The following is a 24169-nucleotide window of genomic DNA, read 5'->3' as shown; positions in this document are numbered from 1 at the left end:
CTGGACTTCCCGCCGGCGCGGGACATCCGTACGCCTAATGCACGACTGCTTCTGAAAAGCGGGCCTGCCGCACGGTCCGGCCGCCATCAGCCTCGAACAGGTAGATGAAATCGGGATCGACCCTGAACGCGATCGGCGCGCCAATGTCGCGCGGATGAAGTCGTCCGACGTCGACCGTGGCCACCACGCGGAACACCCCACCCTCGACTTCGATGTCGAAGATGATGCGGGAGCCGAGCGTCTCCACCGCGAACACGCGTCCTCGGACGATGTCGTCGCCCGCCTCGCCGGGCGCCGCGAGGGCGACATGCTGCGGCCGTATGCCGGCGACATAGTCCGCCGACGGCGAGATCGCAGTTCCGGACCTGACCCATTCGCCGTCCAACGGGATGCGCGAGCTCCCGATGCCGAGGCGGAAGATGCCGCCGTCCTCCGAGATGCGGGCCGGCACGGTGTTCATCGCCGGCTCGCCGATGAAGGTGGCGGCGAAAAGGGTATCCGGACGATCGAAGAGCCTCTGCGGGGGCGCGATCTGCTCGATCCTGCCGCGATTGATCAGGACGATGCGGTCGGCCATCGTCATGGCCTCGAGCTGGTCGTGCGAGACGTAAAGCATCGTGGCGCGGAAATCGCGCTGCAGCCGCTTGAACTCCACCCGCATCTTCGCGCGCAGCTTCGCGTCGAGGTGTGAGATCGGCTCGTCCAGTAGATACACGCTCGCCTCGCGAACAAGCGCTCGACCGATTGCCACGCGCTGCATCTGGCCGCCCGAAAGTTGGGACGGATATCGGTCCAGAAGCCGCTCGACTTGCAGCGTCTCCGCTACCGCGGCGATGCGGGCAAAGATCTCCGCCTCGCTCATCTTCCGGACCCGCAGCGGGTAAGCCAGGTTCTCGAATACGGACAGGTGCGGAAAGAGCGAGTGCCGGTCATAGACCATCGCGAGGTTGCGCTCGCCCGGCGTCCACCGCGTGACGTCCCTGCCGCCGATCCGGATCGATCCTTCACTTGGCCGCTCGAGCCCGGCGATGAGGCGCAGCGTCGTCGTCTTCCCCGCCCCCGACGGCCCGAGGAGAAACACGGCCTCGCGGTCGGCAACGCCGAATGAAATGCCTGACAGGGCGGAAATGGCGCCCTTGAAGCTCTTGGACAGGTTTTCGATCAGCAGCTCTGCCATCGGATCACCGACCCACGAGAGACCACAAGGCGGCGAAGCTGGCCCGGCAGGTGCCGTCCAGCGGACGCAGGGGAGCCGCCGATCCAGCACGGCACCAGGTCCGACTGCGTCCGAAAGCCATCCGGAACCCCCTCGATGTCGCCCCGCCCCGGCGCACCAGTCCGGACGGGAACCACATTGCTTGTGTATGACATTATCAACCATGAAAATCGCTGTCTATGAAAACAAAAATCTTGAAAGCGATTTTCACGGGAAGCTATTGTGTCTGATAGGCAGCCTCGGGCCGCGAACGGGCGGTCCTTAACATCGGAGAGATCGACAGCTGCAATGGGTGCCGAGATCGGGCTTCTGGAGCACATTCAGAGCATTCGCGGCCGGCTGAAGCCGACGCTTCAGGCCGTCGCGGACATGGTGCTGGCGCGCCCCGCGGACGTCTGCACCATGAACATCAAGGAGCTCGCCGCCGCCTGCGACGTCTCGGAGTCCTCGATCAGCCGCTTCGTCCGCGGCATCGGCCAGGCGAACTTCCGCGCCTTCCAGCTCCGCATGGTCGAGGAAAGGTCCATCTGGGAGGACGAGGGGGCGAGCGACCAGGGAGCGATCTACGAGACGATCGGGCGTGGCGACACAGCCGCCACCATTTTGACCAAGGTCGCCCATCGCAACGCGGACGTGGCCCGCGCCTGCCTTTCGACGCTCGAACCCGGGGCGCTGAATAAGGCGGCCCAGATGATCTCCGAAGCCCAGGCCATCTATTTCTTCGCGGCTGGCCTGTCATCCCTTGCCGCCGAAAACGCGCTGATGCGCTTCTCGCGGATCGGCAAGCCGGCCATCTTCCACCGCGACCGAAACAGCCAGCTGCTGGCGGCTGCCGCCCTCCGCCCGGGCAGTGTGGCCATCGCCATCACCGACTCCGGCCGCACGGACCAGACCCTCATCGCACTGACCGCGGCCGCAAGCTCCGGGGTCGGCACGATCGCGATCACGTCCTTCGCCGATTCACCGGTCGCCCGAGCCGCGGAAGTCGTCCTGATCACCCCGACAGGCTACGCCGCCGCGGGCGACGAGCCGCTCTACGAGAGCATGGTCAGCAAGTTCGGCCAGTTGCTGACGATCGACGTCCTCTACTCGCTCGTTGCGGTCCAGGACTACGACAGCTCGCTCGCCTCGGTCCGGCGCGGGGACCCCTACATCCAGCAAAGCCGGCGCGTGAGACAGCACAATGGCAACGAGTGACCAGGCAGGTCCCGGCCGGATGAACCGCCGCTGGGCGCACCGCGGCGGATCGTTCGATCTGCTGCCCGAAGCCGTCCTGGAGGTCGAGCCGCTGCCCCCCCCGGCCCCCGACGAAGTGATCGCCCGCGTCGAGGCGGTGTCGATCTGCTCGTCGGACATCAAGGTGGTCCGCATGGGATCCAGTCACCCGCTGCTCGCGAACGGCGACGGCAGGGGCGTGGTGCTCGGCCACGAACTGAGCCTTCGTGTCCACGACGTCGGCAGCGCACAGACCGCACGCTTCCGCAAGGGACAGCGTATCAGCCTGCAACCCGCCATGCGGATCAATGGCAGGCGCAGCATCGTCGGATTCGATCTCGCCGGCGGCTTCGCGCAGTACCTCCGCCTCGGGCCGGAGGCGTTGGCGGACTACGTGTTCGAGGTTCCCGAGACGCTGACCGCCGCCGAGATCGCGATGCTCGAACCCTACGGCTGCGTCGAGCGGGCCTATCGCCCCAATGCGAGACAGGCGTTCCGGCACGACGGATCGGCACTGGTCTTGTTCGGGCCGAACGCCGATCGCCACCACGCCTCGCGCCCCCTGGGATGGAAGAGGCTGGTCGTAGCCGGCCCGCTCGATGCGCCGCTGCCGGACTTCGTCGGGCCGGTCGCGATGCGTTGCACCTCGATCACGGAGGTCTCAGAGGAGAGATTCGACGACATCCTCGCGCTGGGGGATATCGATGCGGGGAGCCTGGCGGCCCTTCCAACAATGCTGGCGGAAGGCGGACTGCTTCTGCAGGCGCGCCGATCCGCGCTCGGCCCCGTGCCCGTCGACGCGGCGCGCATCCACTATGATGCCCTGTCGTTCGTGGGCACGAGCGACCCCGACATCCTCCAGGCGCTGGCGCCCGGGCGCCAGCGCTTCGACGTCAAGCCCGGGGGTGTTGCCCTTGTCCACGGTGCCGGCGGCGCGATGGGCCGGATCCACGTCCACAGGCTGCTGCAACTCGAACAGGGTCCGCGCACCATCGTCGCCACCTCGCGAAAGGGTCGGCGGCTCGCCGACCTCGAAACGGATTTCGGACCGGTTGCCGATGCCATGGGCCGACGCCTGATCGTCGCCGAGAACGAGCAGCTTGGTACCATCATCGACCAGGTCGCGCCCGGGGGCCTCGACGATGCCGTCGTGGTGGCTCCCGACAGCGAGGCGGTTGCGGCCGCGGCCGGATGGCTCGCGCCGGATGGGCTGTTGGCGGTCTTCGCCGGCTTTCCCTACGGCGGGACCGTTCCATTCGACCTCGCAGGCATCGCGACCACGGGGAAGCGCATCACCGGATCGACCGGCTGCTCCGTCGAGGACATGCGGGATGTACTGTCGCGCGCCGTGCGCGGCGATCTCAACCTAACGGCAAACCTGAAGGCCGTGGCCGGCCTGAATGCGCTGCCACACGCGCTCGACGCCGTGAACCGCGGCACCGTCTCCGGAAAGATCGTCGTCTATCCCCAATCGCCGGACCTTCCCATGCGGGTGGTGACCGACGGCTGGCGCATCGCCGACGAAGAGGGCCTAACGAATCCCGAAGAACCAACATAGGGAACAACAGGGAGGACCCATGCGAGACCATGTCATCGGCATCGACATCGGCACGACTGGGACCAAGACCGGAATATACGACCGCGAAGGGCGGCTTGCCGGTAGCGCCTTCGAAGAATCGATCCTCCGCTACCCCCGGCCCGGTGAGGTCGAACAGGACCCCGACGAGATCTTCGATTCCGTCGTCCGGACAATCCGGGCCGCGCTCGCGGCATCCGGCCTCGACGCGTCCCGCATCGCCGGCATGGCGCTCGACGGGCAGATGGCCGGCATCATGGCCGTCGACGACGACTGGAACCCGGCCACGCACTACGACAGCTGGCTCGACACCCGCTGTGCTCCCTGGCTCGATCAGCTTCGCCCGCACGAAGCCGAGATCATCCGCACCTGCGGCATGGCGCTCGCGTTCAATCATGCGCCGAAGATCCTCTACTGGCGCGACGCCCGACCCGAGGTCTGGGAACGCATCGCCCGCTTCATCCAGCCAGCCGCCTATGTCGCCGGTCGCCTCGCCGGGCTCACCGCCGCGGACGCCTTTATGGACCGGACCTACATCGTCTTCTCGGGCTTCGGCTCCGGTGAGACCGGGGAATGGAACGACCGGTTGCTCGGCCATTTCGGCCTGACCACCGAGAAGCTGCCGCGGATCGTCGAGCCCTGGGACGTGATCGGCCATCTGACGCGGCGTTGGGCGCGCGAAACCGGCCTTCCGGAGGGGCTTCCAATTGCCGCGGGCTCCGGAGACCAGAGCGCCAACGTCCTCGGAGGCGGCCTCGTGGACCCGGGGGTCGTGTTCGACACGTCGGGAACGGCGTCGGTGTTCGCGACGATCATCGACCGCTTCGGAACCGACACGACCTACCGCTGCCTTATGACCTGCCCGCACGTGATCCGCGGGCTTTACTTCCCCATGGCATATGTGGCCGGCGGGGGCCTCAATCTTCGCTGGTTCCGAGACACCGTCTCGCCCCTTGAGAAGGTCGCCTACGAGAGCCGCGGGATCAATCCCTACGACGCACTCGCAGAGGAGGCCTCGGCGATCCAGCCGGGATCGGAGAAGCTGATATTCCTGCCGCATCTTTCCGGCCGCAACACGCCGATCGATCCCGACATGCGCGGCGCGTTCCTGGGCCTCACCTGGCGGCACGGAAAGCCGCACATGGCTCGGGCCATCATGGAGAGCATCGCCTACGAGTACGCGTTCTATCTCCGTGCCGTTCGAGAGATCGCGCCGGGCTATGATCCCCGCCATGCGATCAACATCGGCGGCGGCGCGCGAAGCCCGCTCCTCCGACAGATCAAGGCCGACGCCCTCGGAATCGACTATCACAGCCTGGAACGGGAGGAGTTCGGGACGCTCGGCTCCGCCATCATCGCCGGGCACGCGGTCGGCATGTTCCCGGACCTGGCGGCGACGGCAAGGCGCTTTGCCGGCGCAACTGTCGCGACGACACGGGCCCACCCGGACGTGACGGAGGCCTACGCGCCCTATGTGGACGCCTACATCGATGCGATGGCGACGCTCTCGCCGCTCTTCGCCCGTATGAATCGCAGACTGTCCGCCGTCCCGTAGGGGAACAACGGGACCGCCGGCACGTCCACACGCCCCGGCCGCCGCGAGGGACACGTCCCACGACCTGCGCCAGAAGGAAGGAAGCCATGCGCGCCATCGTCCTCCACTCACCCGGCGACATCCGCCTCGAGAACCGCCCCGATCCCGTTCCCGAACCGGGCCATGTGGTGGTGCGCGTGAGCTCGGTCGGCGTCTGCGGTTCCGACCTGCCGCGCATGCTGGTCAAGGGCGCCTGGAAGATGCCGCTGATTACCGGGCACGAATTCTCCGGCCGCATCACCGCTATCGGCGACGGCGTCGAGGGATGGAGCCTTGGCGAGCTGGTCGCCATCGCGCCCCTGCTGCCCTGCCGTCGTTGCAGCCAGTGCGCGACGGGCAACTTCTCCCGGTGCACGGACTATGATTACTTCGGAAGCCGGCGCGACGGGGCCTATGCGGAATTCGTCGCGGTGCCCGTCGGGAACCTGATCAAGGCGCCGCAGCACGTCGATCCGCGGGCCATCGCCATGACAGATCCCGCCTCCATCGCGCTCCATGCGATCTGGAAGGCGGGCGGGGTCACCGTCGGCCAGACGGCGGCCGTGGTCGGGTGCGGCCCTATCGGGCTCTTCGCGATCCAGTGGCTGCGCCTGCTCGGCGCCAGCGAGGTGATTGCCGTTGACGTCTCCGAGGAGAAGCTCGCCCTCGCCCGCGAGGCGGGCGCCTCCGTTTGTGTCCTGTCCCGCGACGTCGCCGGCCATCACGCGCAGGCCGCGGTCGTAGTCGAAGCTGTCGGTCTCGATGCGACGATCAACAGCGCGATCATGCTTGCCGGTCCGGGCGGGCATGTGACCTTCATCGGAATACCCGTTCCGGACGTGAAGCTCGACAACAAGACCTTCCAGCACCTGCTGCGGCAGGAGATCTCGTTGCACGGCTCGTGGAACAGCTTCGGAGCCCCCTTCCCGGGACCGCAGTGGACCACGACCTTGGAGAAGTTCGGCACCGGCGAGCTTCGCTGGGAGTTCATGATCTCCCACGATCTGGATTTGGCCGAGCTGCCGGCCATCTTCGGGCGGTTTGCGGCGAAAGACATCCATTTCTCCAAGGTCCTGTTCACGCCATGAGCGACGGCGGCCAGCCGACGAAGCAGGCGGTCCTCGGACTGGACCTGGGCACCAACGGCATTCGTGCGGGCGTGTTTGCTATCGATTCACGGCGTCCCGCGGCGATTGCGGAAGAGGCGTACCCGACCTCCTATCCTGCCCCGAGCCGGGCCGAGCAGAATCCCGCGGACTGGTGGCGCGCCCTCCGCGCAGCCGTCCGTCGGGCGCTTGCCGACGCCGGCCATCCGGACGTGCTGGCGATCACCGCCGCGACCTTCTCATCGACGGTCGTTGTTTGCGATAGGGCCGGCGGGGTTCTGGCTCCTGCCATCCTCTGGATGGATGCCCGTGCCGCCGAGGAGGCGCGGCTCACCGGGACGGTCGAACACCCGGTGCTGGCCGACAGCGGCGGATCGGACGCGTCGGAATGGCTGGTGCCCAAGGCGATGTGGATCGCCAGGCACGAGCCGGCCCTGTGGGCACGTTCAGAGGTGGTCTGCGAAGCTCTCGACTACATCAATTTCCGACTGACCGGCGTGTGGGTCGGGTCGCTCATGAACGCGACCTGCAAATGGAACTACGACGGACGCGCCCGACGCTTCTGCCCGGACCTGTACGCGCTCCTCGGCATCGCCGATCTCCTCGATCGGCTGCCGGCCACCATCGTTGAGCCCGGCGGCGTCATCGGCCCCGTGCCGGACGATGTGGCGCGGGAACTCGGCATCCGCGGGCGCCCCCTGGTCGTCCAGGGTGGAATCGACGCCCACATGGGCACGTTCGGCGCCAACACGATCGAGCCCGGCTCAATGCTGGTCATCGGTGGCACGTCGAACGTCCTTCTCACCCAGGTTCCCGACGACGGGTCGACGATCCGCGGCGTCTGGGGTCCCTATCCCAATGCCCTGACCCCGGGCCTGCGCATGATCGAAGGCGGGCAGGTCTCCGCCGGATCCGTCCTGAAATGGCTCACGGAAGAGGTCTTCATGCTGGACGATGCGGACCGTCCGGCACTGATGCACGAGGTTGCGGCGATGGCGCCGGATGCCGACGGCCTGCTCGCGCTCGACTTCTTCATGGGTTGCCGGACACCTTACCGCGATCCCCGCCTGCGCGGCGCATTCCTCGGCATGACCCTCTCCCACGGCAGGGCGGCACTGTATCGGGCCGCGCTGACGGCCATCTGCCTCGGCACGGCAAATGTCATCGTCGACCTGGAGGAACAGGGCGTGCCCATCGACCGGCTCGTGCTTGCCGGCGGCATCATGCGCAACCCGATCTGGCTCCGGGCCACGGTCGACGCGATCGGAAAGCCGGTCGACGTCGCTCTCGCCGACAATCTGACGCTGGTTGGAGCGGCGGCGGCCGCCGCGGCCGGGGTCGGTCTCCACGACGGGATGCGCAGCGCGTCCGCTGCGTGGCGAGTTCCGGTGCGGCGGATGACGCCCGACCCGGAACAGCACGGACGGTACCGGCGACTCCTCGCGGATTACCGTGCGGCCGCCGAGCAGCTGGCGCCGCTGCTTCACGCCCTGGCCGACAGGGCCGATCGCGCGACGCTCCGCGCCCAAGGCGGCGGCCTGCGGCCCTCGACGCCTGCCGCGTAACGACAGAGAGCTCGGACCGACCATGAACGGGAGAACGCCGATGAACGCCGAACCTCCTGCCGCACGATCGGCTGCGGCCGGCAGGCCTCTTGCCATGGTGAGCAATCATCGCAATCCGGGCACTCCGCTGCGACCCGAGATGTTCGAGGGACATCCGGCCAACAGGAGTGCCGCCGAGCGGCGGACCTCATCCCTCGCGGCGCGCCGCACGGTGAAAAAGGAGTGGCAGGCCGCGTGGTTGATCAATGCAATCCGATGCATGGACCTCACGACGCTCGCGGGGGATGACACGGCCGCACGGGTGGCGCGGCTCTGCGCGAAGGCCCGGCAACCGCTGGCGCCGCACGTCGTCGAAGGTCTCGGCATCGAAGCGCTCCGGCTGACGACAGGAGCCGTGTGCGTCTATCCGACGATGGTCACGCACGCCGTGAAGGCGCTCGCCGGCGCGGGCGTTCCGGTCGCATCGGTGGCGACCGGATTCCCGGCCGGTCTGATGCCACTCCGGCTGCGGCTCGAAGAGATCCGCTACGCAGTCGACCAGGGTGCCGACGAAATCGACATCGTGATCACCCGCGAGCATGTGCTCACCGGCGGCTGGACAGCCCTCTACGATGAAGTGCGCGCCATGCGCGAGGCCTGCGGAACGGCACATCTGAAGGCGATCCTGGCCACAGGAGACCTCCAGACGCTCCGCAATGCCTACTGCGCGTCGATGGTCGCCATGCAGGCCGGCGCCGACTTCATCAAGACTTCGACAGGCAAGGAAGGCGCGAACGCCACGCTGCCCGTCAGTCTGATCATGGTGCGTGCGCTGCGGGACTATCTCGACGAGACGGGATACCGCGTCGGCTTCAAGCCCGCGGGCGGCATGCGAACCGCCAAGGACGCGCTCAACTGGCAGTTCCTGATGAAGGAGGAGCTGGGCCGCGACTGGCTGGAGCCCCGACTCTTTCGGCTGGGCGCCTCCTCCATGCTCGCCGACATCGAACGCCAGCTCGAGCATTTCGTCACCGGACGCTACGCGGCGTCCTCGCGCCACGCGATCGCATGAGGACGCTTCGATGAACGCAATCTTGAGCATTCTCGACACGCTGGACTACGGCCCCGCCCCGGAGGACTGCAACGTCGCGCGCACTTGGCTGAAGAAGCACGAGGCCGGCTTCGGTCACTTCATCGACGGCCGCTTCACGGCGCCGGGAGAGACCTTTGAAGTGATGAATCCGGCGACCGGCGAGACCATCGCGAAGGTCACCCAGGGAACCGCGGCGGATGTCGATGCGGCCGTGACGGCCGCTCGCGCGGCGCAGCCCGGATGGGCGGCCCTCTCCGGCCACGAGCGCGCCCGCTTCCTCTACGCGCTGGCGCGCCATGTCCAGCAGCACAGCCGATTCCTCGCAGTGCTCGAGACGATCGACAACGGCAAGCCGATCCGCGAGAGCCGTGACATCGACGTTCCGCTCGTGGTGCGGCACTTCTATCACCATGCCGGTTGGGCCGAGATCCTGGCCGACGAGTTTCCGGGCGCGCGCCCGCACGGGGTCTGCGGACAGGTCGTCCCCTGGAACTTCCCCCTTCTCATGCTCGCATGGAAGGTCGCGCCTGCGCTGGCGGCCGGCAATACGGTCGTCCTGAAGCCGGCCGAGTACACGCCTCTGACGGCGCTCGCCTTCGCCGAGATCACCCGCGAGATCGGTCTGCCCGGTGGCGTGCTCAACATCGTCACCGGAGACGGCAGGACTGGCGCGGATGTCGTCGGGCACGAGGGCATCGACAAGGTCGCCTTCACCGGCTCGACCGAGGTCGGCCGCATCATCCGGCGCCGGACCGCGGGATCGGGCAAGGCGCTGACGTTGGAACTCGGAGGCAAGTCGCCCTTCATCGTCTTCGCCGACGCCGATCTCGATGCCGCGGTGGAAGGTGTCGTGGATTCCATCTGGCTCAACCAGGGCCAGGTCTGCTGCGCCGGCTCGCGCATCCTGGTCGCCGAGGCGGTTGCCCATCGTTTCGAGGAACTGCTCAGGCGCCGCCTCGCCAAACTCATCACCGGCGATCCACTGCAGAAATCGACTGATGTAGGGGCCATCGTCCATCCGGTGCAGTTGGAACGCATCCGAGGTCTCGTCGCGCGGGGTGCTGCGGAGGGCGCAGTACTGCACCAGGGCGCATCGCCCCAGGGATGCTTCTTTCCACCGACGCTGGTCACCAACGTGCATCCGGCCTCGGTCCTGTGCGCGGAGGAGATTTTCGGTCCGGTGGTGACGTTGACGCCTTTCCGCACCCCCGAGGACGCGGTGACCCTTGCCAACAATACTCGCTACGGGCTGGCGGCCTCGGTCTGGTCCGAAAACCTGAGTCTCGCGACAGATGTCGCCGCCAAGGTCAAGGCCGGCGTGGTCTGGGTCAACTGCGCCAACATCTTCGACGCCGGAGCCGGGTTCGGCGGATTCCGCGAAAGCGGCTTCGGACGCGAGGGCGGACGCGAGGGCATGGCCGCCTATCTCGCCATGCCGGGGCCGGTCGCGAAGAAGCCGGAAGGCAGTCCACCCGCACCCGACCCGACGCCGTCCTCGTCCATGGCCGGCGCAGCCCTCGACCGGACGGCGAAGCTCTATGTCGGCGGGAAGCAGGTGAGGCCCGACGGCGGCTACAGCTACCCCATCGAGGGACCAGGAGGCCCGGTGGGCCTTGCCGGCTTGGGAAACCGCAAGGACATCAGGAACGCGGTGGAAGCCGCGCACAAGGCGACCGGCTGGGGCGCGCAGACAGGCCACAACCGCGCGCAGGTGCTCTACTACCTCGCTGAGAACCTCGCGGCCCGAACCGCCGAATTCGAGGACCGGCTGAAAAGCTTCGGGCAGACGGCCGCCGCCGCCCGGGTCGAGTTGGCGACCGCGATCCGGCGGATCTTCTGGTATGCCGCCCAGGCCGACAAGTACGACGGCGCGGTGCACCAGACGAAGTCGGCCCATGTCACGCTCGCGATGAACGAACCCATCGGCGTCGTGGGCATCGCCTGCCCCACGGCGTTCCCGCTGCTCGGCTTCGTCTCCCTGGTGCTGCCCGCCATCGCGATGGGCAACCGGGTCGTCGCCATTCCCTCGCAGACGCATCCGCTCTCGGCGACCGATCTCTACCAAGTCATCGACACATCGGACGTGCCCGGCGGCGTCGTAAACATCGTGACCGGCGAGCGCGAGACGCTGGTGAAGACCCTTGCGGAGCACGACGACGTCGACGCCGTCTGGTACTTCGGCACCCGCGCGGGAGCACGCACCGTCGAGGAGGCCTCCGCAGGCAACCTCAAGCAGACCTGGACGGAGGACGGGACCGCGCGCGACTGGGGAAGCGCGCAGGGACAGGGGAAGCTGTTCCTGGCCAAGGCCTGCCAAGTGAAGAACATCTGGATTCCGTATGGCGAATGAACGCTGGCGCCGGCCCGGGTGACCGGGTCGGCCAGCCCGGCCACCCGGGCGAACGGCCTGGGATCAGCGGGAGGACTTGCGCATGAGCGGACGTTTCGGTGTCCACAGCCTGGTGTTCTCGGACCTATGGACCGAGGAGACGGCTCCGGTCATCTGCCGGACCGCCGCCGAGATCGGATACGAGCTGATCGAGGTCCTGATGTTCGATCCGGCCACTCTCGACCGGGTGGCGACACGCCGAGCGGTCCGCGAAGCGGGGCTCGGCCTGCGCCTCGGCATGGCGCTCGGCCCGGGGGCCGACATCTCGTCAAACGACCCAGAGACCGCCAAGCGCGGCGAGGCGACCGTGGCCTCAGCGCTTGAGATCGCCGCCGAGCTCCAGGCGCCAGCCGTGAGCGGGATCTGCTACGCCGCCTTCAGCAGCTATGCCGCGCCGCCGACGGCCGCTCAGGTCGAGCGGGTCGCCGCGGCGCTGGCACGCCTCGACACCCGCGCCGGCGAGCTCGGCGTGGCCTTGGGAATCGAGCCGGTCAACCGCTACGAGAGCTACCTGGTCAACACGCTTGACCAGGCGGCGGCGCTCATCGATGCCGCCGGCGGCCGGAACATGTTCATCCACATGGACACGTTCCACATGAACATCGAGGAGGCCGACATCGCCGCCGCGATCCGCCGGAACGCCAACCGGCTTGCCTACGCCCACGTCGCCGAAAGCCACCGCGGCCTGCTGGGCACGGGCAACTTCGACCTTCCCGGGTATCTTCGCGCGCTCGCGGCGGCTGGATATGCCGGCGAATTCACCTTCGAGGGCTTCTCGTCCCGTGTCCTGGGTCCGGATCTGATCGGCGGCGTCCGACTGTGGCGGGAGGCGTGGGCGGACTCGGTGGATGCGGCGCGCACGGCGCTCGAGATCCTGCGCGTCGAATGGGCAGCCGCACTGGCCGCGACGCTCCGCTGATGCACGTCGCGGCCTGCCCGGCTCCGGTCGCCTCGCCACCTCGCAGCGCCGGTGGACGGCCGCGCACGGCACCTCACGTCCCGGTCCGCCCCGCATCATCGAGGGACATGGCCGCGGAAGCCGGTCGCGCGCCGGGCTTATCCGAAGATCGAGCGGACGGTTCCGCCGTCGGCCCGGTGCGTCACGCCGTTCATGGCGGTGTTGGTGGCGAGTTGGAGCACCCCGCGGCCGTGCATGATCGGATCGATGAGCTTCTGGGTCAGGTTCGATGGCTGCACCTCCTTGTAGAAGTCCCGCAGGGTTTCCTCGACGGTCTTGCCCTGCTGCCGCGCGAGGTCGGCGAAATAGGTGGCGACGGATTCGGTTGCCGTGGTTCCGGGCATGTAGCTGTTGACCCGGACCGAAGTGCCGCGCGTCAGCTCCGCCAGGGACCGGCCGAGCCCCAGCATGGCAGTCTTGGTTACCGAATAGGGGACCATGTTTCCGATGGATCGGATCGCCGCCTCCGACGAGATGAAGACGATGCTGCCATCGTCCCGGGCGAGCATGTCCTTCATGACGATGCGGGTGATGCGGACGGCGGTCATCATGTTGTGCTCGAAATACTCGATCCAGCGCTCGTCACTGACCTCAAAGAAATCGTTCACGTCGAAGACGCCGATGTTGTTGATCAGGAACGAGACCGGCCCGAGCGCGGCCGCATGGTCGGCGAGAGTCCTCGCCCCCTCTCCTGTCAGGAGATCGGCGACCACGCCATGGGCACGCGGGCCGATGGCTGCGGCGGCGGCCTCGATGCGGGAGGGCGTACGGCCGTTAATGACCACGACAGCCCCTTCGTCATGAAAGGTCTTGGCAATCGCGTAGCCGATTCCCGATCCACCGCCAGTGATGATTGCAACCTTCCCGGTGACCCCGAAATCCATATCCATCCTCCCTTCCTAGCCCAACATCATCTACCATGGCTTCACGAAGATAGGCAACATCTTTTGCTTAACTTGCATCAGACAACACTATAAATCCGAGTATTATCCTCCACGTTCATTGTGATAACTGTGGCCTTAAACGGTTTTCGTCTGTCCCGGCCGAACTTGCAACATGCAGGCTCAGGGATCTTTCTCCCAGCGGCACCGCAATAACGCGAGCATACCGATTTGCGGGGTGGCGAACGCCGCCGCGGAAGCGCTGGTCGTCGCCAAAGCTGTTGGGCCTGCTGTGGCGGTCATCGATATCCGCTTGGGTCCGGGACCCGATGGCATCCATGTTGCGGAACGCTTGCGCGAGGACCTCCGATGCGGGGTGATCATTGTGTCCGGATCGTGCGAGCGGGAGACCCTTGAGCGGATCTCCGGGGTCGAGGGCGCCGTGTTCCTCCAAAAGCCCGTCGATCCGACTACGTTCGTCGAGCATGTCAAAGGCATGTTGGCCGGATAGCAGTTAATCCGCCGCCACGGACTTGGCCTCCGCTGCGAACGGTGCGCGGCATGCGGTTCGAGAGCGCTATGGCGGGCACCAAGGGTTTCCCCGGATCACGGCCTGCGACGCCGGGTTCCCGTGCCTATCGCGATCCGCGTTAGGCCGTTCTGAAAACCACGCCTTGTCAGACGCTCGAAAATCCGGTGCGCACCAGCGTGACCCGAGCGGGGGCTGTGATCGCGGGCTTTCGCCCCCAGACCTTCCGAGCGAAAGAACGCTCGGGACGGACTATGGGACCCACGGTCTTGGACCTGGTGGCGCGGACCATCGGCTGGGTGGAGCGGCGCTCGGCTGGCGGACGCGGCCGCCCGCCGGTACCGACGGCCGCGATGGTGCGCGCGCTTGTAGCTTTTACCCGCGGGGGCCGGCGCTGGGAGGTCCTGCTCGCCACACCCGGCCGGGCCAGGGGCTCCACGCTGCGCCGCCGGCTGATGGCGTGGTCAAGGCAAGCGGTGCTCGCGCGCGTTCATCTCGTGCTGCTGCGCATGGCCCGCTCCGCGGCCGCGGCCCGGGCCTGGACCTTGTGGTGGACAGTGTATCGGTCCGGGCCAAGCGCGGGGGCGAGCTGACGGGTCCGAACCCGACCGACCGCGGCAAGCCTGGCCCCAAGTACCACATGGTCGTCTCGACCGACGGGCTGCCGGTCGCAGCGGTGGCGTCGGCCGCCAACGTGCCCGACACCAAGCTCTTCCCCGAGCTGTTGCGCCTGGCCCAGGTCGCCTGTGCCGCCATCGGGAATCTCTACGCCGACGCGGGCTACGATAGCCGCGACAATCGTTGGCGCCGCCTGCGCAAAGGCATCCGGCCCACAATCCGCAAAGGTGGCAGCGGACATGGTTCGGGTCTGGGCGTGGTCCGATCGGTCGTCGAGCGGGTCATCGAGAGGTTGATCCGCTACAGATGCCTTGACCGCCGTCAGGACCGCTCGTCCATCATCATCCGCTCGCTCCTGGTGGCGGCCTGCATCTTCATCCTCGCCGGGGAGATCACCGATGTCTGATGGCGCTGCTCCTTCCCGCGCGGTTCCCATCCGTCTAGACTGATGGGCGCTGCGGCGCCACTGGCGGGATCGAGCGCGATGGAGAGCTTTCTGGCCTTTCTGGGTGTTTCCCTGGTCGTCATCATGACGCCCGGGCCCGATACGGCGGTGACGATCCGCAACACGCTGCTTGGTGGCCGCCCTGCTGGCATCTTCACGGCCCTGGGTATCGCCTGCGGCCAGACCGTCTGGGCCTTCGCCACCAGCCTCGGCATCGTGGCGCTGCTGATCGCGTCCGAGCCGCTGTTCCTCACCATGAAATATGTGGGCGCTGCCTATCTCGTGTATCTCGGAATCCACGCTCTTCGTGCCGCACTATGGCCCGATGGCGCGCAGGCGGAGACCGCTGTCCCGTCCCGAGGACCCGGGAGGCGCCTTTCGGCGACCTCGGCCTTCCGCCAGGGTCTTGTCAGCGATCTCGGCAATCCGAAGATGGCGGTCTTCTTCGCAAGCCTGCTGCCCCAGTTCGCTCCCTCGGTCGGGCCGAGCTTCGCCACCCTCATGGCGCTGGGGGTGATCTTCGCACTGATGACCTTCGGCTGGCTGGCGTTCTACGCCGCGGCCATCGCCAGGGCAGGCGACTTCCTGCGCCGCCCGATTGTCCGCCGGGCAGTGGAGGGAATAACCGGAACCCTTCTCGTCGGGCTCGGCCTGCGTATCGCCGCCGAACAGCGCTGAGGGAGTTGTAGCGCGGAAACGCCGCGGCTCCGGTACGAGCTTGTAGCCGCCGGGCTCGGTCACGAGGATGCGCGCATTGGACGGATCCCGCTCTATCTCCTGGCGCAGCCGTTAGACATGGGTCCCCAGCGTGTGGGTCGTAACCTCCCGCATTGTAGCCCCAGACCTTAAAGGGCGTTGCTACAACTACTCCCGATTGAGGACAGTCCCTGACGGAAGCCGGAACCGCTGAGATGGGCGGAAAGCGGCCCCAGACGCCGGTTTGGTCCGCCAAACTTGTTGCCCGGGTAGGCCGTCGATACATTGCCGGGAGTCAGGAGGAACGATGGCCGGCCGGATTCTCCGCGAATTTGGGCTGGTGACAGTGAGGGCCGGACCACGCCCTTGAACATCGCGAAGGATTGTAGCTCCCTGGGGTTTCCACATGCCCATGCCTTCGGCCTTTCAGGCCGTAACATCCTGATCACCGGTGCAAACTCCGGCATTGGTCGGCGCACGGCTATAGCCCTCGCCGAGCATGGGGCCGACATCGCCATCCACTCTCGACCAGGACACACTGTCGGATTAGGTCGCCCATACCGTCCTGGGACGCGCAGCAGCAGAGGCTGTCGCCTTCGAGGTCGAGCGGTTGGGAAGGCGTGCGGCTATCCTCGCGGCGGATCTGTCCCGGGCCGATGAGCCAGTGGCTCTGGTCGCCCGGGCCGAGGAGGCAATCGGCCCATTGCACGGGCTCGTCAACAACGCCGCGGCCTGCGAGGTTCCTGACACGCTGCTGGATGCCACATGAGCGCGCTACCGCCGTCACTACGATGTCAACGTGGCTGCTCCCACGCTGTTAATGGCGGCTTTCGCGAGAGTGCGTGCCCAACGCGCGCAAGAGAACTGCCGCATCGTCAACATCTGCACTGATGCTGCTCGCGCCTTCCCTGGCCAGGTGTTCTACGGGACGAGCAAGGCAGCTCTTGAGGCAATGACCCGGGCGGCAGCCATCGAGCGTGGACCGCTTGGCATCACCGTGAACGCTGTGGCTCCCGGTCCGGTCCAAACAGGCTGGATCGATGCAGCCCTTGAGGAGCAGCTTCTGCCATCAATCCCCCTGCGCCGTGTAGGTGAGCCAAACGACATCGCACTGGCGGTGGCATTCCTATTGAGTGATGCGGCTTCGTGGATCACGGGCCAGGTCATTCAGGTGGCAGGAGGGCACGCCCTCTAGGGGCTTCGGGTGAGCGTCCGGGTCGCACCCGGCGGTTTCCTCCCCCAAAACGGTCGCTTGAGGCCGGGCATCCATATCTACGGGGCCGTTCAGGGACAGCCACATAGGATGTCAGACTTAACTCATCGCAACTCATCGACGCCGGTGATCGGCAGCCCAGATGTCGACTGGGGCACCGTCCCGCCGAAACCATTCGTGTGGTTGCGACCTTACGGCGCCTCCCGCGCGCGGGAAAACCCTTGAGCAGTCTGGCCGTCACCTGGGACCAGGCCAGCGGCTCGACTCTGCGCCGCTGGCCTGACACGTCGCGCCGAGATGGGTCTGCTGCCGAAGGTGCAAGCCCTGCTGGTCGGTATGCTGCGTGGCCATCCCGACCTGATCCTCGATAGCTGATCCGTCCGCGCCAAACGCGGCGGCGATCTCACCGGCCCCAACCCGCCGGACCGGACCAAGCGGGGCACCAAGTACCACATCGCGGTGGATGTGCAACGCGTGCCTATGGCCTGCGCCACGACCGCGGCCAACATCAACGACACGCTCGTCTTTGAACGGCTATTTCTCGCCGCATTCGCTGTCATGGCTTGCATCCGCACAGTGTTCGCCGACAAGGGCTACGACGCCGAGCATCACCGCGACCTCTGCCGCCGCTGCGGCGCCGACCGCAGATTCACAAGAGAGCTCGGCCGCGCGGATCAGGACTTGGCCAGGGGCGCTAGCTGGTGGAGCGCAGTAACGCCTGGATCTTGGAGAACAGGCGCCTCGCGCTGCGCTATGACCGGCTCGGCTACTCATCCACTCGCTGATCCACGCAGCCTGCATATTTTTGGTGGCAAAGCGGTCCGCGCGCGCGAGCTCTGAAAACCGCGTCCAGGAGAACTAGCGCGGCCGTCCGGCCCATCGGATTTTCTTTCCGCTCCAAGCCCAGCTAAAAGGTGCCTTCCTACCATGAAGGCCGCAGCAAGCGCCGCATGGGCGGAAGTCTGGCAGCTCTGCCGTCACAGCGGCCAGGATCAGAGAAGGCTCGGCTGCGCGGGTGCGGATGCCTGCCGCTCCGAACGTCGGTCACCACCCGTATTTCATGAAAGCTGATCGGAACCGTTTGAGGGTCCGGGGCCTACTCGGCGCGACCAGAGGTAAAGTGCGTCTGGCTCTTTTTCTTCATTGGCATGTCCGTCCGTCATCTCGAGAAGCCGAAACCCCTTCGCCTCGTAGAAGTGGATAGCCCGCTGATTTCGTTGAAACACCCAGAGCCGAAGCTCATCGTTCACTTCCATTGCCTTGGAGAGGAGGGCGGACCCGATACCCTTCCCGCATGCGTCCGGATGGACGTAAAGGTGCTGAACCCAACCCTCGCGAAATGCGCAATAGCCGAGAATCCGCTCCCCCGCCGCCACCCAGACCTGATGTTCCGGGAAGAGACGATCGCGGAAGAAGGTGGAGTCTTCTTCGGGAGAGTGGAGGTCTGGCAAGTAGGGCAGACAGCGCCTCACCGTCAGCCGAAATAGCTGCGCGACAACGTCGCTTTCTGCCGGGAGAGCGGATCGGATCACCACGTCGGTTGCCATCGTTCAAGTGCCCTCATGTTCGTCTTAGAAAAGTTGGTGCTGTCACCGAGGCGCATTTTCTGGACACCCCCTTGCATTTTTGAATGAATTTTCCATGACGCCAGGTGACACCGGTTTCTGATACCTAGTCGGCGTGCGAACGGAAACGGCCCGACGACGGCGCGCTCCAGACAGATCTCCCCCTCGATGGTAGTGACGGGCCCGGGGCGCATTCGGACAAGGCTTGTCCATGGCGTGGCGAGCGACGTCCCGGACAAGCAGCCGAGCTAGCTCGCCTCCGCGCTTGGCCCGGACTGAGGCGCTGTCCACCACCACTCCCAGATCCGGGGCCGCGGATCGGGGCCGGAGCGGACCATGCACAGCAGCACGCGATGGACGCGCGCGAGCACCGTTTGCGCCGACCACGCGACGAGCCTGCGGCGAAGGGTGGAGCCACTGGCTTGGCCCGGCGCGGCGATCAGGACATCCGAGCGCGGGCCCTCGAGCGCGAAAGCGTCGAGCGTGCGCAACGCGTCGAGGGTCGGTACCGGCGAGCGGGCGCGTCCGCTAGTCGAGCGCCGCTCCGCCCAGTCGATGGTCTGCGGCACCAGGTCCAAGGTCGTGGGTCTCATCTTTGCTCCCGAGCGGTCTTCCACTCGAAAAAGCTTGGGGTGAGAGCCCGCGTTCGCAGCCCCGGTTCGGGTTGCACTGGTGCGCGCCCAATTTTTTACCACCTGACCTTCGGCGCAGTTTAAATTGCTCCTGGTGCCGTCCCGGGGGTGACGATGATCGGGACGCAGAACCCGCACGCAACTGTTCCCGTTGCAGATTGACCTTGGCGATGTCCGCGGTCCCTGCACGTCCGCAGCGCCGCTTTCTCTCGAGGAAACCGGCGCCGCGAACGCGGAACGGCGGGTCAGAGCACGAAGTCGTAAGCTCCGAGGTTGTGGGTGCCACTCAGCATAATGAGCATGTCAGGTTCGGTGTCGCCGTAGGCGTTCGCTTCGACGTAGGTGTTGCCGTTCTGGAAGAAGAAGCGGACCTGGCCCTCGGCCGTGAAGTCGTCGTGGCCGATGAAGGAGAAGCTCTGGTTCCCATCGGTGTGCGCCTTGGCGTCGATCGCTGACAGGTGAATTCGGTCGCCCTCGGCCTTGCTGAAGTTCCAGATCGTGTCCCGCGAGCCGTCGGTGCTTTCCTCGCAGGCCTGATAGCTGAAGAGGTCAGCGTCGGCTCCGCCAGTGAGATTGTCCGCGCCCGCGCCGCCGAAGAGGTGATCGACCCCGTAGCCCCCGTAGAGCGAGTCGTTGCCCGCCTTTCCGAAGAGCCAGTCGGAGCCGAACTCGCCCTTGAGGATGTTGGTTTGGGCGTTTCCGGTGATGTCGTCGCCGTAAGAGGAGCCGGTGACTCCCTCGATGCTGTAGAACTTGTCTCCTTGGGCGTCCCCCCCAGTGTTGACGTTGGTCCCGAGATTGACGGTGACGCCGCTTCCGAGGGCGTCGGTGTAGCTCGCCGTGTCGTAGCCGGAGCCCCCGTACAGTCGGTCGGGGCCGGAGCCGCCGAGGAGGACGTCGTTGGCCTCGAGGCCGTAGAGGTCGTCCGTGCCGCTTCCGCCATGGATCTCGTCTCCACCCCCGGTGCCCACGAGGGCCTTGTTGCCGTTGTCGTTGCCGCTGGTGCCGTAGATTTTCGTCATGTCAGTGTCTCGTCCTTGAAGCCGGCGGCTCGCTGGCATCGGGACCTCCCTGTGCAGCGCGCCGGCCGAGCCTTACTAGACGGACGTTGTTTCAGCCCGTCGCCGCGAGGCGCGGGAAGATGTTTCAACCGTGTCGTGGTGCAATCCGGCTGTTGACGGCCCCTCCCGGCGAAGAGGCTTCAGGGGATCGGAACGGGGATCCTGACAAACTTGTGCGTCGGCGTCACAAACTGAGGCCAGATGCGCTGTCAAGGTCGTCACGCAACTTCAGCATGCGGTCGAATCCAGCCAGGAAGCAATCCACCAGTTTCGGATCGAACTGGCTACCCGCGTGCGTGCGCAAATAGGCTGCCACCTCGATAGCTGGCCAGGGCCGCTTATAGGGCCTCGGCGAGCACAGCGCGTCGAAGACGTCGACGACTGCGACGATCCGCCCATTCAGAGGGATCGCCTCGCCGGCGAGGCCACGGGGATAGCCACTGCCGTTCCAGTGCTCATGATGACAAAGCGCAATCTCCGCAGCTGCGTCCAGCATCGCGATCCCGCTGCCTGCGAGAATACGGTGTCCGGCGACCGTGTGCCCCTGCATGACCTTCCACTCAGTCTCGTCCAGCGGACCGGGCTTCAGCAGGATGCGGTCAGGTATGGCGATCTTCCCGATGTCATGCAGCGGCGCTGCGGTCTCGACGAGATTGACGCACGCGTCCGTGCAGCCAGCCGCCCTGGCGAGCACCCCCGCCATGACGCCGATGCGCACCACATGCTGTCCGGTATCGGCGTCTCGGAATTCACCCGCCGCGCACAGGCGTCGCACCACCTCGCGGTGCACCCGCTCGAGCTCATGCGTCCGTGCACGGACGGCAACCTCCAGGGTGTCGGCCTTGGCCTTCTGTGCTTTGGCGAGCATGTGCAGTTCCAAGAGGTTGCGGACTCGCGCCAACAGCTCCCAAAACTCAAGGGGCTTCGACACGAAGTCTCGCGCGCCCGCCTCGAGTGCCACGCGGCGGGTCGCTTGGTCGGTCTGCGCCGTGAGCACCAACACCGGTGGCGCGAGGTCCGGGAAGCGGCGGCGGGCCTCCCGGAGGAAGGCGGCACCGTCCAGCCTGGGCATGCGAAAGTCCAGCAGGACGAGATCGGGATTGAAAAGCCCGAACTTCTCGAGACCCTCAGCGGGATCGGTCGCTGTCGCGACATTCGCGTAGCCTGCCGCGGTCAGCAATTCTTCGAGCATTTCTACATTGGCGGGCACGTCGTCTACGACGAGGATTCGCGCCATGACGTGCTCTTCAGGCGCCTCAGGCCGCATTACTGGTTTCCAACGCTTCGTCGAGGGCGGCCAGGAACTCTGGGATCTGGATCGGCTTCGTCAAATATCGCCGGAATCCTGCAGCAAGTCCCTTCTCGGCCGCCCGCGGCATGGCATTGGCGCTGAGCGCCAGGACCGGGATCGACGCCGTCATGGGATCCGCCTTGAGGCGCTTCAGTACCTCGAAGCCGTCCATGCCCGGCAGGTTGATATCCAACACGACCACGTCCGGCCGATGCGCCCGCGCCAGGTCAAGGCCGATGCGCGGATCCGCCGCCACGAGCAGGTTAAAGGCTCCGATCGTCTCTGCCAGATCCTGCATGAGCTGGATATTGGAGGGATTGTCCTCGACATAGAGGAGTGAGCGCGCCTTCGTGCCGGGCTCGACCTCGGCCTGACCGAGGGTGCCGGTCTGCTCGGGCCTGACAGCCGCGACAGGCAGCGAAACACGGAAGATGCTGCCGACACCGGGCGTGCTGTCCACTTCGATCCGGCCTTCCATAGCCTCGACCAGGCGGTTGGTGATCGTCAGTCCGATCCCGGTGCCTTCGATCGGTCCATGCTCCCGCCCCAACCGGTTGAACGGCTGAAAGAGCTCGGCAAGCCGGTCGACCGGGATGCCCATGCCCGTATCGCGCACCGAGACTTCCGCGAGCCCATCCCGGTTTCGCTGTGTCTCGACATGGACGGCACCGCCGCGACGGTTGTACTTGATCGCGTTGGAGACGAGATTGGAAAGGACCTGGGTCAGACGTGTCCGGTCCGCGAGTATGGACGGCACGTCCGTGGCGCCTCGCACGTGGATCGTCACCTCGGCGGCCTCGGCAACGGGCTGGAGCGTCGAGACGACTTCGTCGATGACGCCCCCGACATCGACGGCCTCGACCGACATCGAGAGGCGGCCGGCCTCGACGCGGGCGAGATCGAGCACCTCGTCGATCAGCCGGAGGAGATGCCGGCCCGACTTCGCGATCTGCTCGACCGCGCGGCCCTGTTTGGTGGTGAGTGGCTCGCGGGCGCTGTTGAACTCCAGGAGCTGCGCGAAGCCAAGAATGGCATTCAGTGGCGTGCGTAGCTCGTGGCTCATATTGGCGAGGAAGTCGGACTTGGCCCGGCTTGCGGCCTCGGCACGGGCTCGGGCGTCGTCGAGGTCCCGCGTTCGTTCCGAAACCCGCTGCTCGAGCCCGTCGCGTGCAGCCATCAGTTCGTCCTCGATGCGCAGCCGCTCCTCGACCTCCTGCTCCAGCGCACGGTTGATCGCACGCAGGCGCTCCGCCTCGCGGTTCGCCGCTGCGGTCAGCCTGCGGTCAGCGAACACGGCGACCAGGGCGAGGACCAGCAGCGCATAGGTCACGGCCGCAACCGCCGTGGCAAGTGGCACCTGCGGCATGGGATCGCCCAGTTCCGTCGACGGATCGAGCAGGATCACGGTCGCCGCCATGCCGGTGTAGTGCATTCCGCAAATGGCGACGGCCATCACCAGGGCCGCCGCCACTCGCTGCCTGGCGTCTCTCAGGGTGAAGGCGAGGAGCAGCGCCGCGCTCGCTGCGGCTACCGCGATCGCAACAGAGGCCGAGAACCACAGGGGATCGTAGGCGACGCTCCCGGGCAGTTCCACCGCCGCCATTCCCACATAGTGCATAGCGGCAACGCCGAGCCCGACCAAGGAACCCGCCGACAGGATCCGCGTTGACGCGATCGCGCCCCGCCGGACGACCTCGATGCCGGCCGCGACAAAGGCAACGGCAATGACAAGAGAGGCGGCAGTGATCGCTGGATCGTAGGACAACGGCACGGGGGCCCGGAATGCCAGCATGCCGATGAAGTGCATCGACCAGATTCCGCCCCCGAGCGCCGCCGCAGCGCCGGCATGCCAAGTCAGGCGCGCCTGCCCTGACGTGCTGCGCAGACGTTCGATCATGTCGAGTGCGACAAAGGATCCGAACGCTGCCGTCAGGTAGGAGAGGGCTACGAGCCACGGGTCGTGGGAGAACGGCAGGCCGCTCTCGCCCGATGTGAAGCACAGCCCCATCAACTCGAACCTCATGCTGTCCTGTTCCAAAAACGCCGCATGTCAGAAAATCATTAGTAATGCTGATAATGTTTAACAATCTGCCATCAAAGGGAGAAGTATCACCTCGGACCGGCCAGACCCGCGGCGTCGCCGAGAGCATTCCGTCCTGGTCAGGCGCAATATCGTCACGGTGCACTACGTGACCGCACCGTCTAAGGCCGGACAGGAGGCACAGCGACAGCGCGGGCCGCTCAGGCTTCTGGTGATGCGCAGGTCAGTCGCGCGGCGGAGCCCCTGCGTCGTTGGCCGCGCCCGCCGAGGTCACGTTGACGACAGCCGCCGTGCCCCGGCGGAAATCGTCTTCCTGGGCGAGACGCGTGAGCACTATGGCCGCGATCCTCCGCCAGAACATTGCGGCGCTGCGCTGATCCTCCCTTGCCGCCTTGTCGGCCCAATGTTGGGCATGGCTCAGCGCGGACGGCCCGTGCTCCCTCAGGAGTTCGTTCGCAATGCGTTCGAGATGGCCGGTCTTCATGGCCGCTTCCTTGCCGCTGCGAGCCATCCTGAAGGCTGCTACG

General features: G+C 66.4%; 19 protein-coding genes and 3 pseudogenes. 13 read left to right on the top strand and 9 right to left on the bottom strand.

Annotated elements, in window-relative coordinates; translation table 11 throughout:
* Positions 1 to 34: 34 nt before the first annotated feature.
* Entirely contained in the window at positions 35 to 1177 is a 1143-nt protein-coding gene (locus JUB13_RS19410; protein WP_207481881.1) for an ABC transporter ATP-binding protein, read from the bottom strand.
* 327 nt (positions 1178 to 1504) lie between these two features.
* On the opposite strand from JUB13_RS19410, the gene JUB13_RS19405 reads away from it, so the two are divergent.
* From JUB13_RS19405 to JUB13_RS19370, 8 genes are all read left to right on the top strand, one after another.
* Complete coding sequence (locus JUB13_RS19405; RefSeq protein WP_207481879.1) at positions 1505 to 2413, top strand: MurR/RpiR family transcriptional regulator; 909 nt, start codon at positions 1505 to 1507, stop codon at positions 2411 to 2413.
* Complete coding sequence (locus tag JUB13_RS19400; protein ID WP_207481878.1) at positions 2400 to 3989, top strand: alcohol dehydrogenase catalytic domain-containing protein; 1590 nt, start codon at positions 2400 to 2402, stop codon at positions 3987 to 3989. The genes JUB13_RS19405 and JUB13_RS19400 overlap by 14 nt, the downstream gene beginning before the upstream one ends.
* A 19-nt stretch (positions 3990 to 4008) precedes the next feature.
* Positions 4009 to 5562 carry a xylulokinase gene (locus JUB13_RS19395; protein WP_207481877.1) on the top strand — a complete coding sequence of 518 codons (1554 nt, stop codon included), beginning with the start codon at positions 4009 to 4011 and terminating at the stop codon, positions 5560 to 5562.
* A gap of 86 nt (positions 5563 to 5648) precedes the next feature.
* Complete coding sequence (locus JUB13_RS19390; protein ID WP_207481876.1) at positions 5649 to 6668, top strand: galactitol-1-phosphate 5-dehydrogenase; 1020 nt, start codon at positions 5649 to 5651, stop codon at positions 6666 to 6668.
* Positions 6665 to 8251 (top strand): FGGY-family carbohydrate kinase, encoded by a 1587-nt coding sequence (locus tag JUB13_RS19385; protein ID WP_207481875.1) that lies wholly within the window; start codon positions 6665 to 6667, stop codon positions 8249 to 8251. Before JUB13_RS19390 ends, JUB13_RS19385 begins: the two co-directional genes overlap by 4 nt.
* Positions 8252 to 8291: 40 nt before the next feature.
* Positions 8292 to 9302 (top strand): deoxyribose-phosphate aldolase, encoded by a 1011-nt coding sequence (deoC, locus tag JUB13_RS19380; protein ID WP_207481874.1) that lies wholly within the window; start codon positions 8292 to 8294, stop codon positions 9300 to 9302.
* Between the two features lie 10 nt (positions 9303 to 9312).
* A complete protein-coding gene (locus JUB13_RS19375) occupies positions 9313 to 11673 on the top strand; it encodes an aldehyde dehydrogenase family protein (RefSeq protein WP_207481872.1) in 2361 nt (786 codons plus the stop codon).
* An 82-nt stretch (positions 11674 to 11755) separates the two neighbouring features.
* The gene (locus tag JUB13_RS19370; protein ID WP_207481870.1) at positions 11756 to 12631 is read left to right on the top strand and encodes a sugar phosphate isomerase/epimerase family protein; all 876 of its coding nucleotides are present in this window, start codon (positions 11756 to 11758) and stop codon (positions 12629 to 12631) included.
* A 137-nt stretch (positions 12632 to 12768) separates the two neighbouring features.
* Here the strand turns inward: JUB13_RS19370 and JUB13_RS19365 are convergent, their stop codons facing one another.
* The gene (locus tag JUB13_RS19365) at positions 12769 to 13554 is read right to left on the bottom strand and encodes an SDR family NAD(P)-dependent oxidoreductase (protein WP_207481868.1); all 786 of its coding nucleotides are present in this window, start codon (positions 13552 to 13554) and stop codon (positions 12769 to 12771) included.
* A 235-nt stretch (positions 13555 to 13789) separates the two neighbouring features.
* Between JUB13_RS19365 and JUB13_RS19360 the strand changes: the two genes are divergently transcribed.
* From JUB13_RS19360 to JUB13_RS19350, 3 genes are all read left to right on the top strand, one after another.
* A complete protein-coding gene (locus JUB13_RS19360) occupies positions 13790 to 14062 on the top strand; it encodes a response regulator (RefSeq protein ID WP_207481866.1) in 273 nt (90 codons plus the stop codon).
* A gap of 568 nt (positions 14063 to 14630) precedes the next feature.
* Positions 14631 to 15104, top strand: a complete 474-nt coding sequence (locus JUB13_RS32110; protein WP_207481865.1) for a transposase — start codon at positions 14631 to 14633, stop codon at positions 15102 to 15104.
* 78 nt (positions 15105 to 15182) lie between these two features.
* Positions 15183 to 15821 (top strand): LysE family translocator, encoded by a 639-nt coding sequence (locus JUB13_RS19350; protein ID WP_207481864.1) that lies wholly within the window; start codon positions 15183 to 15185, stop codon positions 15819 to 15821.
* A gap of 30 nt (positions 15822 to 15851) precedes the next feature.
* Here JUB13_RS19350 and JUB13_RS31475 read toward each other — a convergent pair.
* Positions 15852 to 15990, bottom strand: a pseudogene (locus JUB13_RS31475) (winged helix-turn-helix domain-containing protein); the annotation flags it as partial.
* Positions 15991 to 16404: 414 nt separating this feature from the next.
* Here JUB13_RS31475 and JUB13_RS19340 point away from each other — a divergent pair.
* Positions 16405 to 17034 (top strand): annotated as a pseudogene (locus JUB13_RS19340) (SDR family NAD(P)-dependent oxidoreductase).
* Positions 17035 to 17484: 450 nt separating this feature from the next.
* Positions 17485 to 17892: pseudogene (locus JUB13_RS32230) on the top strand (transposase); the annotation flags it as partial.
* A gap of 218 nt (positions 17893 to 18110) precedes the next feature.
* Here JUB13_RS32230 and JUB13_RS19330 read toward each other — a convergent pair.
* The 6 genes from JUB13_RS19330 to JUB13_RS19305 form a co-directional block, all read right to left on the bottom strand.
* Positions 18111 to 18599 (bottom strand): GNAT family N-acetyltransferase, encoded by a 489-nt coding sequence (locus tag JUB13_RS19330; protein WP_207481859.1) that lies wholly within the window; start codon positions 18597 to 18599, stop codon positions 18111 to 18113.
* A 266-nt stretch (positions 18600 to 18865) separates the two neighbouring features.
* Positions 18866 to 19210 carry a hypothetical protein gene (locus JUB13_RS19325; protein ID WP_207481858.1) on the bottom strand — a complete coding sequence of 115 codons (345 nt, stop codon included), beginning with the start codon at positions 19208 to 19210 and terminating at the stop codon, positions 18866 to 18868.
* 284 nt (positions 19211 to 19494) lie between these two features.
* The gene (locus JUB13_RS19320) at positions 19495 to 20271 is read right to left on the bottom strand and encodes a calcium-binding protein (RefSeq protein WP_207481856.1); all 777 of its coding nucleotides are present in this window, start codon (positions 20269 to 20271) and stop codon (positions 19495 to 19497) included.
* A gap of 223 nt (positions 20272 to 20494) precedes the next feature.
* Positions 20495 to 21547: an HD-GYP domain-containing protein gene (locus tag JUB13_RS19315; RefSeq protein WP_207481855.1), complete on the bottom strand. Its 1053-nt coding sequence runs from the start codon at positions 21545 to 21547 to the stop codon at positions 20495 to 20497.
* 19 nt (positions 21548 to 21566) lie between these two features.
* Positions 21567 to 23624 carry an MHYT domain-containing protein gene (locus JUB13_RS19310; RefSeq protein ID WP_207481854.1) on the bottom strand — a complete coding sequence of 686 codons (2058 nt, stop codon included), beginning with the start codon at positions 23622 to 23624 and terminating at the stop codon, positions 21567 to 21569.
* Between the two features lie 241 nt (positions 23625 to 23865).
* Complete coding sequence (locus JUB13_RS19305; protein ID WP_207481853.1) at positions 23866 to 24126, bottom strand: hypothetical protein; 261 nt, start codon at positions 24124 to 24126, stop codon at positions 23866 to 23868.
* Positions 24127 to 24169 lie beyond the last annotated feature (43 nt).

This window comes from Arenibaculum pallidiluteum (assembly GCF_017355985.1).
GTDB classification, from domain to species: domain Bacteria; phylum Pseudomonadota; class Alphaproteobacteria; order Azospirillales; family Azospirillaceae; genus Arenibaculum; species Arenibaculum pallidiluteum.
This window is presented reverse-complemented; position numbering and strand designations above follow the sequence as displayed.

Coding starts and splice junctions, on each gene's coding strand:
- JUB13_RS19405 (WP_207481879.1), top strand. CDS start 1,505: ATGGGTGCCGAGATCGGGCTTCTGGAGCACATTCAGAGCATTCGCGGC.
- JUB13_RS19310 (WP_207481854.1), bottom strand. CDS start 23,624: ATGAGGTTCGAGTTGATGGGGCTGTGCTTCACATCGGGCGAGAGCGGC.
- JUB13_RS19320 (WP_207481856.1), bottom strand. CDS start 20,271: ATGACGAAAATCTACGGCACCAGCGGCAACGACAACGGCAACAAGGCC.
- deoC (WP_207481874.1), top strand. CDS start 8,292: ATGAACGCCGAACCTCCTGCCGCACGATCGGCTGCGGCCGGCAGGCCT.
- JUB13_RS19305 (WP_207481853.1), bottom strand. CDS start 24,126: ATGAAGACCGGCCATCTCGAACGCATTGCGAACGAACTCCTGAGGGAG.
- JUB13_RS19330 (WP_207481859.1), bottom strand. CDS start 18,599: ATGGCAACCGACGTGGTGATCCGATCCGCTCTCCCGGCAGAAAGCGAC.
- JUB13_RS19375 (WP_207481872.1), top strand. CDS start 9,313: ATGAACGCAATCTTGAGCATTCTCGACACGCTGGACTACGGCCCCGCC.
- JUB13_RS19365 (WP_207481868.1), bottom strand. CDS start 13,554: ATGGATTTCGGGGTCACCGGGAAGGTTGCAATCATCACTGGCGGTGGA.
- JUB13_RS19410 (WP_207481881.1), bottom strand. CDS start 1,177: ATGGCAGAGCTGCTGATCGAAAACCTGTCCAAGAGCTTCAAGGGCGCC.
- JUB13_RS19350 (WP_207481864.1), top strand. CDS start 15,183: ATGGAGAGCTTTCTGGCCTTTCTGGGTGTTTCCCTGGTCGTCATCATG.
- JUB13_RS19390 (WP_207481876.1), top strand. CDS start 5,649: ATGCGCGCCATCGTCCTCCACTCACCCGGCGACATCCGCCTCGAGAAC.
- JUB13_RS19385 (WP_207481875.1), top strand. CDS start 6,665: ATGAGCGACGGCGGCCAGCCGACGAAGCAGGCGGTCCTCGGACTGGAC.
- JUB13_RS19325 (WP_207481858.1), bottom strand. CDS start 19,210: ATGAGACCCACGACCTTGGACCTGGTGCCGCAGACCATCGACTGGGCG.
- JUB13_RS19370 (WP_207481870.1), top strand. CDS start 11,756: ATGAGCGGACGTTTCGGTGTCCACAGCCTGGTGTTCTCGGACCTATGG.
- JUB13_RS19395 (WP_207481877.1), top strand. CDS start 4,009: ATGCGAGACCATGTCATCGGCATCGACATCGGCACGACTGGGACCAAG.
- JUB13_RS19315 (WP_207481855.1), bottom strand. CDS start 21,547: ATGGCGCGAATCCTCGTCGTAGACGACGTGCCCGCCAATGTAGAAATG.
- JUB13_RS19400 (WP_207481878.1), top strand. CDS start 2,400: ATGGCAACGAGTGACCAGGCAGGTCCCGGCCGGATGAACCGCCGCTGG.